This is a genomic window from Streptomyces sp. NPDC030814 (genome assembly GCF_055572155.1).
Window position 1 is genome coordinate 86,977 of sequence record NZ_JBVIDX010000020.1, and the last position, 16,229, is coordinate 103,205.

A 16,229-nucleotide genomic window follows, 5' to 3' on the forward strand; every position below is an offset into this window, starting at 1 on the left:
GGGATTGACCAGAAGTGGTCGTATCGCCCGGAACCGGCAGAACCGTTAAATCGGCTAAATCTGCCCGTCCTCCAGCATCTCGGTCACCAGGGCGGCGATCTGGGAGCGTTCGGACCGCGTCAGCGTGACGTGCGCGAAGAGCGGATGGCCCTTCAGCTTCTCCACCACGGCGACGACACCGTCGTAGCGGCCGACGCGCAGATTGTCGCGCTGGGCCACGTCATGCGTCAGGACCACCCGTGAATTCGCACCGATCCGGGACAGAACGGTCAGCAGGACGTTCCGCTCCAGCGACTGGGCCTCGTCCACGATGACGAACGCGTCGTGGAGTGAACGGCCGCGGATGTGCGTGAGGGGGAGCACCTCCAGCATGCCGCGCGCGGTGACCTCCTCGATGACGTCACGGGAGGTGACCGCGGAGAGTGTGTCGAAGACCGCCTGCGCCCAGGGACTCATCTTCTCGGCCTCGCTGCCGGGCAGATAGCCGAGCTCCTGCCCGCCGACCGCGTAGAGCGGACGGAAGACCATCACCTTCTGGTGCTGGCGCCGTTCGAGCACGGCCTCCAGACCCGCGCAGAGCGCGAGCGCGGACTTGCCGGTGCCGGCCCGGCCGCCCATCGACACGATCCCGACGTCCGGGTCGAGCAGCAGATCCAGCGCGATGCGCTGCTCGGCGCTGCGGCCGTGGATGCCGAAGGCCTCACGGTCGCCGCGGACGAGCCGGATGTTGCCGTCCGGTGTCACCCGGCCCAGCGCCTTGCCGCGCTCCGACTGGATCGTCAGACCCGTGTGGACCGGGAGGCCGCTGACCTCGGGGACATGGATCGTCCCCTCCTCGAAGAGGATGTCCACCTGTTCGCCCGGCAGGGTCACCTCGGACATCCCGGTCCAGCCGGAGGCGTCCGTGATGGCGAGCTCCGCGCGGTACTCCTCGGCGAGGAGACCCACGGAGGACGCCTTGATCCTGAGGGGCAGGTCCTTCGACACGACGGTCACGTCGTAGCCCTCGGCCTGCAGATTGCGGGCGACCGCCAGGATGCGGGAGTCGTTGTCCCCCAGGCGGTAGCCGGTCGGCAGAACGCTGGGGTCCGAGTGGTTGAGCTCGACGCGTACGGTCCCGCCGAGGTCCCCGATCGGGATGGGGGCGTCGAGGCGGCCGTGCCGTACCCGGAACTCGTCGAGCAGACGCAGGGCCTGCCGGGCGAAGTAGCCGAGTTCGGGATGGTGCCTCTTCGCCTCCAGCTCCGTCACCACGACGATCGGAAGCACGACCTCGTGCTCGTCGAAGCGGCTCAAAGCGTTCGGGTCGGCCAGCAGGACGCTGGTGTCGAGGACGTAGGTGCGCCGGTCTGGCTTGTGGCGCTTTGTGCTGGTCACCACGGAAGGACGTACCCCCTCGGATGAGGTCGGGGAGCGACGGGTTCGAACTGGGCCGGTCGTCGGCGCCGTTGCACGGGCCGGTGACCGGCCCTCCGCTGCTTCGTCCGTGCTGTGACCGCACGATCGGGCTGGTGCAAAGGGCCTCCCGGGCGGACGGCCCCGAGCCGTCCGCTGAGATCCGACACCCGTGGTTCGGGTGTCGACCTGACTGGCTTATGCCCTCGAACATGCGCCGCCATGCCACGCCGTACGAGGGCGCCCCGGTGAACTCCTGGTTACTTCCGCCTCGAACGGGGTGAAATGCACCTCATCGGTAACGCGGGGAAAATACGGAGGGTCAGCCTCCGTAGCGCCGGTGTCGCACCGCGTAGTCCCGCAGCGCGCGCAGGAAGTCGACCTTCCGGAAGGCCGGCCAGAAGACGTCGCAGAAGTAGTACTCGGAGTGCGCGGTCTGCCAGAGCATGAATCCGGACAATCGCTGCTCGCCGCTCGTACGGATCACCAGATCCGGGTCGGGCTGGTCCCCGGTGTACAGATGACGGCCGATCATGTCGACGTCGACGCTCTCGGCGAGTTCCTCCATCGAGGTGCCCTTGTCCCGGGCGTCGAGGAGCATGGACCGTACGGCGTCGGCGATCTCCTGGCGGCCGCCGTACCCGATGGCGACGTTGACCAGTATCCCGTCGATGTGCGCGGTGGACTCCTCGGACTCCTTCAGGGCGGTCTGGAGCTGCCCGGGGAGCTGGTCGAGCGTGCCCACGTGGTGCACCCGCCAGCGGCCGTCGGCGGCGAGGGAGCGTACGACGTCCTCGATGATGCCGAAGAGCGGGACCAGCTCCTCCTGGGGGCGGCCGAAGTTGTCGGTGGAGAACAGCCAGAGGGTGACGACCTTCACGTCCGTCTCGGTGCACCAGCCGAGGAACTCCTCGATCTTGTCGGCACCGGCCCGGTGTCCCTGTGCGGTGGTGGAACCGGCGGCCTTCGCCCAGCGCCGGTTGCCGTCCATGATGACGCCGATGTGCTTGGGCACCTGGGCGTGGTCGAGGTGCCCTTCGACCCTGCGTGCGTAGACCTTGACCAGCAGGCCGCGCAGTTTGTCGCGCAGGTTCACGTGAAAGCCCCTCCGGTGTCGCGGCAGTCCCCTTGGTTGGCAGAGCCTACCGGTGGTGGAGGCCAGATCCGCCAAGGGGTGTTCGGGGGTGACAGGGCCCTCGGGGCCTGTCACCAGGCCCGCGGAGAGATCTCCGCGGACGGGCACAAAAAACGGGCCGGTCCGTGGGGGGGAGACGGACCGGCCCGAGGGGGGGTTTCCACCATAACCCTTCGTGAGTGATGCTGCGCGCATCGGCGTGCCACAACTACTCTGCGGAGTCGGATGACAGCGCCAGGGTGAGCACGGAAGGGGCCATTCAGGGTGTGATCGAGGGGGATCATGGCCGGATCGCGACGGATTCCAAGGGAAAGAAGGGGAAATCCGGCGGAACCATGGGGTTCGCGCATTCTTGTGCGACTCCCGTCGAGAGTCGGCGGAGCGCCCTCATGTGGGTGAAGGGGCACGGAACACCCACTTGACACGGCCACCGGTTCACGGCACCGCGCAGCCCCCTCCACTGCGCGGTGCCGCCCGCGCAGCTTTGCTCACGCGAATTACCTTGGTCTGAACCTACGCGAGGAGGGTCGTCCAAGCCAAGTCGCGGGCCATAACGATGTGAGAACCAGGGGGTATGGCACGGTCGTGCCGCAGGGGACCGGGCGGGCCTCCCTTCACCCGGTCAGCTCACCCGGATGCACCTCGAAGCGTCCATATCCGCAGCGGGAGTTGGCGAAAGGGAAGGCTGCGGGCGGGCGCCTCGCACGCCTGATCGGTCACGCGCCCGCCGGCTTGCGGGCCTCGAAGAGATGGCGGGCGCTGTGAGCGACGAAACACCCCTCCCTCTCGATCCGTTCGTGGAGGGAGCGCAGCTGTGGCAGATACGCGTCGACGGTGAATCCGGGCACCATCCACACGACCTTCCTCAGAAAGTGCACCACGGCGGCGATGTCGTAGAACTCCATCCGCAGCCGCTCGGCCCGCAGCTCCACGATCTCCAGCCCCGCGGCCTCGGCGTCGGCGCGCTCCCGGTCCGGGTGCCGGCCGCCTCGGACCTCCTCCGGCTGCGGACCGGTGAAGTGCTCGACGAGTTCGAAGACGCTGGCCGGCCCCACATGCTGGGCGAAGTAGGTGCCGCCCGGCCTGAGCACACGGGCGATCTCCGGCCAGTGCGCCCGGACCGGGTGCCGACTGGTGACCAGGTCGAAGGCCTCGTCCGCGGAGGGCAGCGGTGCGTCCTCCGGGCTGGCGACGACCACCGCGCCGCGCGGGTGCAGCAGGGCGGTGGCCTTCGCGACGTTCGGCGGCCAGCCTTCCGTGGCGACGGTCAGCCGGGGCAGCCGAGGGGCGGAATCCAGCACCTCCCCACCCCCGGTCTGGATGTCCAGCGCGGCCGACGCCCGCCCCAGCCGCTCGGCCATCCCCCGCGCGTACCCCCACGAGGGCCGGGCCTCGGTGGCCCGCCCCTCGAACCAGGAGAAGTCCCACCCCGCGGTCGGCACGGCGTCGCCTTCGGCGACGAGCTCTTCGAACGTACGGGAAGGGAGATCAGCCATGGGCAGGGATTTTTCCAAGGGGGCGTGCCCGGACGCGAGCGCTTTTCAGCGGGGCCTGCCACCCGCTGAAGGGGGCCGCAGGCCCCCTTCAGCGGCGCGGGGAACTGCGCGAACAACCCCGACGTACGCGCGGTCGCCGCCGCACCCCCGCCCCCCCAAGGCGCCCCAGGGGCCTAGGGGGTGTTGTGTGAAAGTCCCGCACAGCACCCACGGCGCCCGGCACGCACCCTCGCCGCACCGGCCAAAGACCCACGTAGCGCCGCTACAAGGGCCTTCGTCCGGCACGCCGAGGCCACGCACCGGAAACCGCGGGCACCGCACTGGACTTTCACCACACCCCCTAATCGCGGAGAATCGTCTCCGCCTCCAAGGTGACCCCCACCGCCTGGATCACCGACGCGATCTTGAACGCCTCCTGCACGGTCTCCCGGCCGACCCCGGCCTTGCGCAGGACCTGCTCGTGCGAGTCGAGACACAGCCCGCAGCCGTTGATCGCGGACACCGCGAAGGACCACAGCTCGAAGTCGACCTTGTCGACCCCGGGGTTGCCGAGCACGTTCATCCGCAGCCCGGCCCGCAGGTTGCCGTACTCGTGGTCCGAGAGCAGATGCCGCGTCCGGTAGAAGACGTTGTTCATCGCCATCACCGCCGCCGCGGACTTCGCCGCCGTGTAGGCCTCGGGCGACAGGTTCGCCTTGGCCTCCGGCGCGAGCTCCCGCAGCACCACGGCCGACCGCGAGGCGATGGCCGTGGCGAGCACGGTGCCCCACAGCTGCTGCGCGGGCAGTTCGGAGTTGCCGATGACGGACCCCAGGTTGAGACGGAGGTCCTTGGCGTAGTCCGGTATCGCGGACTTCAGAGCGTCGAGGGACATGGCAGCCTTACTCCCCGGCCAGCAGCTTGACGGGGTCCAGTGTCTCGTCACCCCTGGTCCAGTTGCACGGGCAGAGCTCGTCGGTCTGCAGGGCGTCCAGGACCCGCAGGACCTCCTTGGGGTTACGGCCCACCGACCCCGCGGTCACCATGGCGAACTGGATCTCGTTGTTCTGGTCCACGATGAAGACCGCGCGCTTGGCGAAGCCCTCCTCGTCCTCGATGCCGAGGTCCCGCATCAGCTCGTGCCGGGAGTCGGCCATCATCGGGAACGGCAGGTCGCGCAGGTCGTCATGGTCCTTGCGCCAGGCGTGGTGGACGAACTCGGAGTCGCCGGAGAAGCCGAGGACCTGGGCGTCGCGGTCGGCGAACTCGTCGTTCAGCTTGCCGAACGCGGCGATCTCGGTGGGACACACGAAGGTGAAGTCCTTGGGCCATGCGAACACGATCTTCCACTGACCCTCGTAGGTCTTGTGGTTGATCCGCTGGAACTCCTTGCCCTTCTCCAGCGAGACACAGGCCATCAGATCGAACTCGGGGAACTTGTCACCGACAGTGAGCACAGGCTCTCCTTGCAACGCGAAAACACCCCTTGGACCAGGGGTTTCCGACGGGTTGGACGATCACGATGGTGGCACAGGGTGCATTGATCAATGAAATAGCTACACTCGGTCGGATTGATCGTATGTGGTTATCAGTAACTGTCAGTGAAAGGTGGGGGTATAGGTGCGGCCTCCCGTGAACGGCGCCGTCCGTCGCCGGCCCAGCCTCTCCCAGCTGCGGGCCTTCGCGGCCGTCGCCGAGCATCTGCACTTCCGGGACGCCGCGACCGCGATAGGGATGAGCCAGCCGGCCCTCTCCGGGGCCGTCTCCGCGCTGGAGGAGACGCTGGGCGTGACGCTGGTGGAGCGGACCACCCGCAAGGTGCTGCTCTCACCCGCCGGTGAGCGACTGGCCGTACGGGCGCGGGCGGTGCTGGCGGAGGTCGCGGCGCTGACGGAGGAGGCCGAGGCACTGCGGGCGCCCTTCACGGGGGCGCTGCGGCTGGGCGTGATCCCCACGGTGGCGCCGTATCTGCTGCCGACGGTCCTCAACCTCGTCCACGAGCGCTACCCGGACCTCGACCTCCAGGTGCACGAGGAGCAGACCGCGAACCTGCTCGACGGCCTCACCACCGGCCGGCTCGACCTGCTGCTCCTCGCCGTGCCGCTGGGCGTCCCCGGCGTCACCGAACTGCCGCTCTTCGACGAGGACTTCGTGCTCGTCACCCCGCTCGGCCATGAACTGGGCGGCCAGGAGGGCATCCCGCGTGAGGCGCTGCGCGCGCTGAACCTGTTGCTGCTCGACGAGGGGCACTGTCTGCGTGACCAGGCCCTGGACATCTGCCGGGAGGCCGGCCGCGACGATGTCCCGGTCACCACGACCGCGGCCGGTCTCTCCACCCTCGTCCAACTGGTCGCCGGCGGGCTCGGGGTGACGCTGCTGCCCCGGACGGCCGTGACGGTGGAGACGGGCCGGAATCCGCAGCTGCTGACGGGGCGCTTCGCGCACCCGGCGCCGAGCCGCCGCGTCGCCCTGGCCATGCGGACGGGGGCGGCGCGGGGGGCCGAGTACGAGGAACTGGCCGCAGCGCTCGGGCAGGCGCTGCGGCCGTTGCCGGTCCGGGTGCTGTAGCCGCACCCCCGAACGGGCCGGACTACTCCGTGCGCAGCCCCTCCGGCCGCATCAGCCTCAGCAGCGGCGGCATGCTCAGGGCCGTGACCAGGACGACCACACCCGCGCCGATGCCCGTCATCGACAGCACGCTCGCCCAGTCGACCGCCACGCCGACGTTCGACATCTTCAGCAGGACGGCGCCCAGGGTCAGACCGACCGCCAGGGCGAGGGCGAGGCCGATGGTGATCGGGATCGCCGTCTGCCACAGCACGGACAGGCCGAGGGTGCGGCGCCGGGTGCCGAACGCGACCAGCGCGGACAGCAGCTTCTTGCGTTCCCGGAGCTGCTCCAGCTGGGACACGAGGAGGCTCGCGCCGATCAGTGCGAGCACGGCGGTCGCGCCGACCAGCAGACCGGTGCGGATGTCCTCGAACTGGTCCAGCCGCCGGGTCGACTCCCACTCCCAGGTCCGGATGAGCGGGTCGATCGCCACGGCCGCGTTGCGCACCTCGTCGAGCGCGTCCGGGACGGTGGGGTCCGTCCGTACGTACACGGTGCTGTAGAAAAGGGGCCCGGTCTTCGCGGGCAGGGCGCCCGGGGTCGCCATCAGCCCCGACATCCCGCTCCGCAGCGAGTGGGCGCGCTCGGACACCTGCTTCACCTCGGCCGGCAGCTTCCAGGCGATCTCGGCGCCCGGGTCCTCCCCGCTGAAGGACGGGTCGAAGTACAGGGTGCGGCCCGCGGTGGCGAGATTCGTCACGCTCGGGTCGGCCGGGTCGGGCATCACGAAGACGTCGCCGTCGCGGCACGAGGGGATCCTCGCGAGTTCGCGCAGCGCGGCGCAGTCGCCGACGGTCACCTCCGTCGATTCCTCCGGGTCCTTGGCTTCGCGGGAGACCGTCGAGGTGGACAGCGCCGCGGTGGCCGCCGCGCCCTCGGCCCGCTTCAGCTTCTCGCCGGCCTCGCTCACCGGGAGGTCCGGCGGGAGGGCCAGCTCCATCTGGGCCCGCGCTGTGTCCTTGCCGGTCGATTCGGTGAAACGGCCCTCGACCCCGGAGAACAGCATCTGCAGGGCGATCGCGCCGGCCACCGCCACCGCGATGCCGTTGACCATGCGGGCCGCGGAGCCGCTGCTCAACTGGAGCCGGCGTACCGCCAGCTGCCAGGAGACCGCACCGGAGCCCAGCCGGGCGACGAACGCCTCGACGACCCACGGCAGCAGCGCGGTGACGCCGAACAGCAGCAGGACGACACCGCCGATCACCATGTACTCGTTGAACTCCCCGTTCTCCGAGCCCTGGCCGAGCATCGGGTAGAGCAGGGCGAGACCGGCCAGCGGCAGCAGCAGCCGCCACCAGAGCCTGCGGCGGGCCGGTTTGGCCGTGCGGACCACGCCGAGAGGTTCGATGACGACCCCGCGCAGCGCGAACAGCGTGACGAGGACGGCGGCGGCCGGGACGGCGAGCGCGACCAGCAGGGCGAGACCGGGGGAGGGGTTGAGGTCGCTGGGGAACACGCTGACGTCGAACACCTCGACCGACCCGGCGACCTCCCTGCCGAGGAGGAAGAACCCGGTGCCGAAGAGCAGTCCCAGGACGGAACCCGCGAGGGCCTCGCCCGCCGCGATCCGGCGGGTCATACGACTGTCGGAGCCGACCAGCCGGAGCGCCGCGAGCCTGCGGTCGCGCCGCTCGCCGCCGAACCGTACGGCCGTGGCGATGAAGACGGCGACCGGCATCAGCAGCACGACGAAGACGACGAGAGTGAGCAGGAGCAGGATCGGGTCGACCTCCTCCTCGGGCTGGTCCGTCGACGAACCGAACTGGTCGATGCGGGCCACCACCGAGCCCTCGATCCGCTGGGCGAGTCCCTCGGCGCCGGCGTAGTAGGCGAGGTCGCCCGAACCGATGAGCCCGGCCTGGCCAATGGTGCCCACCGTCTTGTACGGCAGCCGGTCGTGCAGGAGTTTCCCGGCGTCGGACCTCAGCAGCTCCGCGAGGGCGGGGGAGACGACCATCTCGCCCGGAGCCGGGAACTTCGCGACCCCCGGCGGCGGCGGCGCGTCGGCGCCCTCGGGTTCGAGGAGCCGTCCGCGGATCTCCTGGTGCCGGTACTCGGTGTCGGTGTCGGCGACGAGCAGACTCCTGGCGGTCGGCTTGGACACGGCGTTGTTCTCGAGGTAGCCGATCCCCCGGTCCTGGCGGGCCTCCTCGCGGGCGTCCCGCATGGACATCACGTTCGGCACGGCCGCGGTGAGCAGGAGCAGCGCCACCCCGAGGCCCACGCCGAACGCGGTGAGCACGGCGCGCACCCATCCCTCACGGCCCCCGGTGAAGGTGAACCGCACGCCCATCGCCAGGTCCCGGTACCACTGGCCGGCGGCAGCGCTCATATGACGCGCTCCATGTCCCGCGACTTGCCGTCCCGTACGACGATCTCGCGGTCGGAGTACGCGGCCACCCGCGCCTCGTGCGTGACCAGGACGACCGCCGCGTTGGTGGACCGGGCCGCCTCCGTGAGCAGTTCCATCACGCGCTCGCCGTTGAGCGAGTCGAGCGCGCCGGTGGGCTCGTCCGCGAACAGCACCCGAGGGCTGGTGACCAGTGCCCGGGACACCGCGACCCGCTGACCCTGACCGCCGGAGACCTCACCGGGACGCTTGCGGGCGAGGTCGTCGACCTCCAGGCGCGCCATCCAGGACAGCGCGGTCCGCTCGGCCTCCTTGCGGGAGGTGCCGTTGAGCCGGAGCGGCAGCGCCACGTTCTCCAGGCAGGTCAGTTCGGGCACCAGCTGGCCGAACTGGAAGACGAACCCGAAGTCGCTGCGCCTGAGCGCGCTGCGCTGGGCGTCGTTCATGGTGGCCATCTCGCGGCCGTTGTACGCGATCGACCCGGAGTCGGGCGTCACGATCCCGGCGAGACAGTGCAGCAGGGTCGACTTGCCGGAGCCGGAGGGCCCCATCACCGCGACGACCTCGCCGGGGTGGATGGAGAACTCGGCGCCGTCCAGCGCGGTGGTCGGACCGTACGCCTTGCGCAGGTCGGTCGCGACGAGCAGGGAGCCGGCGGGCGGCGGGGTCATCGGGTCACCACCTCGGCCAGCTTGCCCAGTCGGGCGGCGGTCAGCTCCAGCCATCGCAGGTCGGCCTCCAGGTGGAACAGGGCGTGGTCGCAGATCAGCTGGTCGGCGAGATCGCCCTTGCGCTTGCGGTCCGTGAGGATGCGCATCATGCGCAGGTGCTCGGAGCGCTGGGTGTCGAGGATGTCCGCGGCGTCCCGGTGAGTGAGCAGGGCGAGCACGACCTTCGTGTAGAGGGTCGACTGCAGATACGGCTCGGGCTTCTCCGGCGTCGCGAGCCACCGCTGGACATCGGTGATGCCCGCCTCGGTGATCGCGTACCGCTTGCGCTCGGGGCCGCCGCCGGGCTCTATGCCGTCGACCTCGACCAGGCCGTTCTTCAGCAGCCTGGACATCGTCGAGTAGACCTGGCCGTAGTGCAGCGGCCGGTCGTGACCGAACTTCTCGTCGAAGGCCCGCTTCAGGTCGTAACCGTGTCGGGGCCCGGACTCCAGGAGTCCCAGGAGTGTGTGACCGATGGACATGACCTGACTGTACACACCGCGTATACACGCCACGTATACCTACCGTGTATAGGTCGCGACGGCTGGTGGATCCGCCCCAGGTCACCAGCGAATGTCGCGGTTCTGTCACCGCGGCGGCCCGTAACTGGTGGGCCTGCTGGGGCAACCATCGGCCCTGCTGGAACGTCCGTTCCGGTGGGACGAGGTATGCGAGGTTCCGTACCGCGTGCGCATTGTCACGCCGGACCGGGCCGTACCGACTCCTCTTTGTCACAGTCCTCGGTGTTAGCTTGCTGAGCTGGCATTGACCTGAGTGACGTACGAGACCGAGCAGAGGCGGAGCGGACCGGAGCCATGGGACGAGCGGAAGAAAGACGAGCGCGGCAACGCGGCGGTCGCCGCGCGGCGCCCAGGCGCTCGTCCGGCGGTGCGGCGGGGACGACCACGGTCATAGGCTCGCCCGAGGGCGGCGGACGGGCGGCCGCCCGGGCCGCGGCCAAGGGCGGCGGGAAAAAGAAGAAGACCGGTGTACGCCGCTTCTTCACCTGGAAGAAGATCCTCGGCACGTTCTTCGGCCTGTGCCTGCTCATGATGGGCGCGTTCGTCGTTCTGTATCTGATGATCGAGATCCCCAAGGGGAACCCGGACGCGACCAAGGAAAGCAACGTCTACGAGTTCAAGAACGGCAAGATCCTCGCCCGGACGGGATCGACCAACCGTGAGATCGTCGACCTCTCGGTCGTGCCCAAGCCGGTCCAGAAGACCTTCGTCGCCGCCGAGAACAAGACGTTCTACAACGACCCCGGTGTCGACTTCAAGGGCATGACCCGCGGTCTGATCAACACCCTGTCCGGCAAGGGCAAGCAGGGTGGCTCGACGATCACCCAGCAGTACGTCAAGAACTTCTATCTGACCTCGGACCAGACGGTGACCCGCAAGCTCAACGAGCTGGTCATCTCCCTGAAGCTGGAACGGGAGAAGTCCAAGGACTACATCCTCGCGGGCTACATCAACACCAGCTACTACGGCCGCGGCGCCTCCGGTATCCAGGCGGCGGCCCAGGCGTACTACCGCAAGGACGCCAGCAAACTCACCGTCGCCGAGGGCGCGTACCTCGCCGCCCTCCTCCAGGCCCCCAGCCAGTACGACCTGGCCGTCGCCACCCCGACCGGCAGGAAGCTGGTCATGGCGCGCTGGAACTACGTCCTGGACAACATGGTCGAAATGAAGTGGCTGGACGCCGCCGAGCGCAGGGACATGAAGTTCCCGAAGCTGAAGCCGCCGCAGGCCGCACCCGACATGGCCGGGCAGACCGGCTATCTGGTCGAGGCGGCCAACAGCGAGCTGGCCCGCCAGCTCGTCGCCAGCGACAGGGTGGACGACCGTGAGCAGGCCACAGCGCTCATCGACAAGGGCGGCTGGACCATCAAGCTCAACATCGACCCGAAGAAGCAGACCGCGCTGGAGAAGGCCGTCAAGCAGCGGCTCACCAGCAAGCTCGACCCCAAGAAGCGCAAGGTCGACGCGTACATCCAGGCCGGCGCCGTCTCCGTCGACCCGAAGTCCGGCAAGGTCCTCGCCATGTACGGCGGCGTCGACTACGTGAAGCACTACCAGAACAACGCCACGCGCCGGGACTACCAGCCGGCCTCCACCTTCAAGCCGGTGATCCTCGCCGCCGCCGTGGACGGAGATGCCGAGACCCAGGACGGCGACCCGATCGCCGCGAACACGATCTACGACGGCGACAGCCGGCACCAGGTCGTCGACAACGGCACCAAGGTCGGTTTCGCTCCGCCCAACGAGGACAACGTCGACTACGGCGACGTCAGCGTGCAGGTCGCCATGAACAAGTCCATCAACTCCGTCTTCGCCCAGATGGGCGTCGACGTCGGGATGGAGAGGGTCATGGAGGTCGCCGGGAAGCTCGGCATGGACACCGAGGGCATGCAGGCGGTGCCCGCCCAGACCCTCGGCTCCATGGGCGCGAGCCCGCTGGAGATGGCCGGCATCTACGCCACCCTCGACAACCACGGCAAGAAGGTGACCCCGACCATCCTCGCCTCGGCCACCCACCGGGACGGCGCGGTCGACGTGCCCTCGGCGCTTGGCGAGCAGGTCATCTCCCGCGAGGCGGCCGACACGGTCACCTCGGTCCTCACGGGCGTGGTCGACGACGGTACGGCCAAGATCTCCGTCCGGGACAACCCGGCCCGGCGCGGCCAGCAGGTCGCCGGCAAGACGGGTACCTCCGACGAGAACCGCTCCGCCTGGTTCACCGGCTACACCCCGAACCTGGTGACCTCCGTCGGCCTCTTCGGCGAGGACATGAGCAAGAACGGCAAGCACGTCCCGATGTACAGGGCGGCCGGTGTCGAACGCGTCAACGGCGGTGGCTTCCCCGCCCAGATCTGGGCCACGTACACCTTCGGCGTGATGGGTGAGAAGACCAAGTTCGACCTGGAGACCACCCAGGGCGCCGCGGTCGAGCCGACGGAGTCCCCGAGCCCGAGCCCGACCCCGTCGGAGTCCCCGGAGGCGAGCCCGTCGGAGTCCCCGGAGGCGAGCCCGTCGAAGTCCCCGGAGGCGAGCCCGTCGAAGTCCCCCGAGACGACGCCTGAGGAGACTCCCGAGACCACGCCGGAGGAGACCCCCAGCGACGGCGAGATCGACCTGCCACCGGACCCGAACGACCCACAGTCAGGCGGCTAGCCAAAGGCAACACACAGAGGGGGCGCCCGGTGAAAACCGGGCGCCCCCTCTCTTGTTCAGGGGCGCGGGGAACTGCGCGATCAACCACACGCAACCCGCAGTCCGCAGTCCGCAGACAACGGTTGGCCCCGAGCTGTGACCGGCTCAACACCGCGGAGCGCTCACGCCTGGTTCAGCTCGAACCAGACCACCTTCCCCGCACTCAGCCGGGTCGCTCCCCACCGCTTCGCCAGCCGGTTGACGAGGTAGAGCCCGCGCCCGCCCTCGTCGGTCGCCCGGGCCTGCCTCAGCCGCGGCAGCTGAGGCACGTCGTCGGTCACCTCGCACCGCAGTACATCGGTCCGCAGCAACCGCAGCGTCACCGGCCGAGTGGCGTACCGCACCGCGTTCGTCACGACCTCGCTGATCAACAACTCGACCGAGTCGGTCAGTTCCTCCAGCCCCCAGCGGGACAGGGCATGACGAGCGAGACGACGGGCCCGCCCCGGAGCCATCTCCTCCGGCTCCAGGAACCAGTAGGCGACATCACTGGGAGCGATTCCATCGAACCGTGCGGCGAGCAGCGCGATGTCGTCGTCCCGGTCACCCGGTCCGAGCATGTCGAGCACCTCGTCGCACAGGGCTTCCAGCGGCGGCGGATGGTCCGGCCCGGTCAACTGCGCGGTCGCGGCGAGCTTCTCGCGAAGCTGCTCTATCCCGGTCCACACGTCCCTGAGCCGGGACTCCACCAGCCCGTCGGTGTACAGCAGCAGCGTGCCCCCGGCCGGCGCGTCCAGCTCCACCGCCTCGAAGTCCACCCCGCCCACACCGATCGGCGCCCCCGGCGGCACCCGCAGCACCTCGGCACGGCCGCCCAGATGCAGCAGCACCGGTGGCGGATGCCCGGCGTTGGCGATGGTGATGCGGTGCGAGACCGGGTCGTAGACGGCGTACAGACAGGTCGCCATCCGGTCCGTGCCCAGCCGCTGCGCCTGCTCGTCGAGGTGGTGCAGCACCTCCTGCGGAGGAAGGTCGAGACCGGCCAGCGTCTGCGCGGTCGTCCGCAGCTGGCCCATGATCGCGGCGGACGTCATCGAGTGGCCCATGACATCGCCCACGACCAGCGCGACCCGGCTCCCCGGCAGGGGAATCGCGTCGTACCAGTCACCGCCGACCCGTGCCGTCTCCGCGGCCGGCAGATACCGGTGCGCGAGCCGGACACCGGTGCACTTCGGCAACGCCTCCGGCAGCATCGTGCGCTGCAACTCGTCGGCGATGTACGCCTCACGCCCGTACAGCACCGCCTTGTCGATGCCGAGCGCGCTGTGCGTGGCGAGCTGGGCGGCGACCAGCAGGTCGTCCTGCTCGAACGCCATCCGCTCGGGCCGGCGCAGGAACACGGCCGCGCCGATCACCCGGCGCCTGCCGCGCAGCGGGGCGAGGATCGCCCGCTGTCCCGTCGGCACCGTCAGCTCGGCGTCCGGGCCGAGCAGTTCCGGCAGCGCGTCCTGCGCGGCGGGCGCGTCCGCGAAGACCGGCCGTACCCCGCGCAGCACCTCGGCGAGCGCCCCGCCGGGACGCACCTCGCACTGCTCGGCGGTGACGACCGCCAGATCGGCGGGCTCGGGCTGGAGCGCGGGCATGAAGCCGCCCTCGGTGTCCCGCTCCTCGGGGATCCGGTCGGTGCGGCGCAGCCGCAGCACCATGGGCCCGGTGGGCCGCTCGTCGCCGACGGGCAGCGGCTCGCGCAGATAGACGAGGATCGCGTCGGAGAACGTCGGCACGGTCGCCCGGCACAGCCCCATGACGATCTCGTCCAGGTCGATGCCGCGGGCGATCCGACGGGTCGCGGCGCCCACGAACCGCAGCCGGTCGCCGTCCCGCCGCATCGGCATGGGGGCGCCCGGCGGGACACCCTGCCCGCCGCGCCGCTCCACACCGCCGGCCGCGCCCGCGGACCGCTCCGCGTCGCCGCCGGGCTGCGCCGGAATGGTCTCCGGTGCCGGGCGCGGGCGGTGCGGATCGGGCTCGGTGGCCGCAGGCTGTGAGTGCTCGGAGAGCGCCGGCTGGGCGTGCTCCGAAGGGGCCTCGCCGCTCTTCGGGCACGGGGTCGCCGTGCCCGGCTCGGCGGCCGCGTCGCCCGTGCGGGCCTGCGCGTCACCCATGCGTGCCTGTGCGGGTAAGGCCGTGGCGGGCGCCGTGCGCAGCGGCTCCTGGGTACGCAGGACCGCCCCGCGGGCATCCGCGGGGCCGGCGCCGCTCTGAGGGCGCTCGTGGGAGGTGGGGTGCTCCGTCACGCGTGTCGAATCCATCCGTCCGGGGCTGCGCGAGTCACGCGCAGTTCGTCCCGCAGCAAACCCGATACTTCGTCCCGCAGAAAGGCCGATACCCGGATTAGGTGCCCCCGGAACGGATTTCCCGCGTGGTCAGAGGCAGTTCCTGTGCCACACACGGTACCTGCGGACCGGCCGAACGACAGTACTGACCGTCCGTCTGGCCTTCTCCGGTTTCTGCCGGTGTGGCCCTCGTACCCCTTGATCACGTCCTGCCGCCCCTCGGTGACGTATGGTCAAGCACTGTGCGAACTGCCGGATTTGCCCCTCGGCATCCTCGCGGAGGACGATCCTACGGTTGTGGACCGGGGGCGCATCAAGGGTCTCATGAGGACAAGTGCGCAGGCGTGCGGTCCCAGTCGTCAGGGAGAGACGGTACTCCCCACGCGGGATTCGGGCGCCAGTGCTGCCATCCGTCCGAGAACGGCGGGCCCCAGGCGCGGATCGTCTCCACCGCCGATCGCCCCGCCTCCCGCACCTGTTCCGCCGCGTGACCGTCCATCAGCCCGTCCTGCTGGGCCTGGGCGAACTCGTCCTCGTCACGCCAGTCCCAGGACCGGTCCGGATACACGCAGATGTCCAGGAAATGGTCCACGGAGTCCACGCCGCCGTCCCAACGGGCCAGCGGCGTCTCGAGATTGACGTACCAGTTCTTGAAAAGCCAACCAGGCTCCCAGAACAGCCACACCGACCACGGCTGGCCCGGCCGGGCCAGCTTCAGCACACCCGTGCCGAACCACCGGTCCCGCTGTACCTCGCGCGGCTTCTTGTAGCGGGTGGCGAGCGGCTCCGCGTGCAGGGGGGTGCCGTCGGCGAGGACGGGCTTCACGCACTCGGTGCCGGGGGCCATCCACACGGCCAGCAGTTCCTCGTCGTCACGGACCACCGTGACGGGGCGTGCGATGTGGAAGCGCTCGCCCGCGTTCTCCCGGTAGCGCCACAGGATGTGATGTCCCGGCTCCCAGAACGCCGTCGGGCCGCCCACTTCCACTCGTCTCACCGCTCCACCATCCGCCATGCACAGATATTAGGTGTCATGCGCATATGACGCTGCGGTGCCGGTCATGGT

Annotated in this window: 12 protein-coding genes; 2 read left to right on the forward strand and 10 right to left on the reverse strand. The window is 69.8% G+C overall.

Annotation, left to right across the window (positions count from 1 at the left end; genetic code table 11):
• Positions 1 to 54: 54 nt before the first annotated feature.
• From ACZ43N_RS31980 to ACZ43N_RS32000, 5 genes are all read right to left on the reverse strand, one after another.
• A complete protein-coding gene (locus ACZ43N_RS31980; protein ID WP_468102536.1) occupies positions 55 to 1,380 on the reverse strand; it encodes a PhoH family protein in 1,326 nt (441 codons plus the stop codon).
• Positions 1,381 to 1,717: 337 nt separating this feature from the next.
• A complete protein-coding gene (locus ACZ43N_RS31985; RefSeq protein ID WP_468102537.1) occupies positions 1,718 to 2,491 on the reverse strand; it encodes an isoprenyl transferase in 774 nt (257 codons plus the stop codon).
• Between the two features lie 755 nt (positions 2,492 to 3,246).
• On the reverse strand, positions 3,247 to 4,026 hold the full coding sequence (locus tag ACZ43N_RS31990) for a class I SAM-dependent methyltransferase (RefSeq protein WP_468102538.1): 780 nt from the start codon (positions 4,024 to 4,026) through the stop codon (positions 3,247 to 3,249).
• A 340-nt stretch (positions 4,027 to 4,366) separates the two neighbouring features.
• Positions 4,367 to 4,900: an alkyl hydroperoxide reductase gene (locus ACZ43N_RS31995; RefSeq protein ID WP_468102539.1), complete on the reverse strand. Its 534-nt coding sequence runs from the start codon at positions 4,898 to 4,900 to the stop codon at positions 4,367 to 4,369.
• A gap of 7 nt (positions 4,901 to 4,907) precedes the next feature.
• Complete coding sequence (locus ACZ43N_RS32000; RefSeq protein ID WP_468102540.1) at positions 4,908 to 5,462, reverse strand: peroxiredoxin; 555 nt, start codon at positions 5,460 to 5,462, stop codon at positions 4,908 to 4,910.
• Positions 5,463 to 5,637: 175 nt separating this feature from the next.
• Between ACZ43N_RS32000 and ACZ43N_RS32005 the strand changes: the two genes are divergently transcribed.
• Positions 5,638 to 6,573, forward strand: a complete 936-nt coding sequence (locus tag ACZ43N_RS32005) for a LysR substrate-binding domain-containing protein (protein ID WP_468102541.1) — start codon at positions 5,638 to 5,640, stop codon at positions 6,571 to 6,573.
• 22 nt (positions 6,574 to 6,595) lie between these two features.
• Here the strand turns inward: ACZ43N_RS32005 and ACZ43N_RS32010 are convergent, their stop codons facing one another.
• Genes ACZ43N_RS32010 through ACZ43N_RS32020 form a run of 3 tightly spaced genes read right to left on the reverse strand, consistent with a single transcriptional unit; the run spans position 6,596 to position 10,157 of the window.
• Positions 6,596 to 8,947, reverse strand: a complete 2,352-nt coding sequence (locus ACZ43N_RS32010) for an ABC transporter permease (RefSeq protein ID WP_468102542.1) — start codon at positions 8,945 to 8,947, stop codon at positions 6,596 to 6,598.
• Entirely contained in the window at positions 8,944 to 9,636 is a 693-nt protein-coding gene (locus tag ACZ43N_RS32015) for an ABC transporter ATP-binding protein (RefSeq protein ID WP_468102543.1), read from the reverse strand. Before ACZ43N_RS32015 ends, ACZ43N_RS32010 begins: the two co-directional genes overlap by 4 nt.
• On the reverse strand, positions 9,633 to 10,157 hold the full coding sequence (locus tag ACZ43N_RS32020; protein WP_055521151.1) for a PadR family transcriptional regulator: 525 nt from the start codon (positions 10,155 to 10,157) through the stop codon (positions 9,633 to 9,635). Before ACZ43N_RS32020 ends, ACZ43N_RS32015 begins: the two co-directional genes overlap by 4 nt.
• Positions 10,158 to 10,490: 333 nt before the next feature.
• On the opposite strand from ACZ43N_RS32020, the gene ACZ43N_RS32025 reads away from it, so the two are divergent.
• Positions 10,491 to 12,848, forward strand: a complete 2,358-nt coding sequence (locus ACZ43N_RS32025; RefSeq protein ID WP_468102544.1) for a transglycosylase domain-containing protein — start codon at positions 10,491 to 10,493, stop codon at positions 12,846 to 12,848.
• Between the two features lie 161 nt (positions 12,849 to 13,009).
• Here ACZ43N_RS32025 and ACZ43N_RS32030 read toward each other — a convergent pair whose 3' ends face one another.
• Complete coding sequence (locus tag ACZ43N_RS32030) at positions 13,010 to 15,124, reverse strand: ATP-binding SpoIIE family protein phosphatase (protein WP_468102545.1); 2,115 nt, start codon at positions 15,122 to 15,124, stop codon at positions 13,010 to 13,012.
• A gap of 361 nt (positions 15,125 to 15,485) precedes the next feature.
• Positions 15,486 to 16,178 (reverse strand): cytidylyl-2-hydroxypropylphosphonate hydrolase, encoded by a 693-nt coding sequence (gene fomD / locus ACZ43N_RS32035; RefSeq protein WP_468102546.1) that lies wholly within the window; start codon positions 16,176 to 16,178, stop codon positions 15,486 to 15,488.
• Positions 16,179 to 16,229 lie beyond the last annotated feature (51 nt).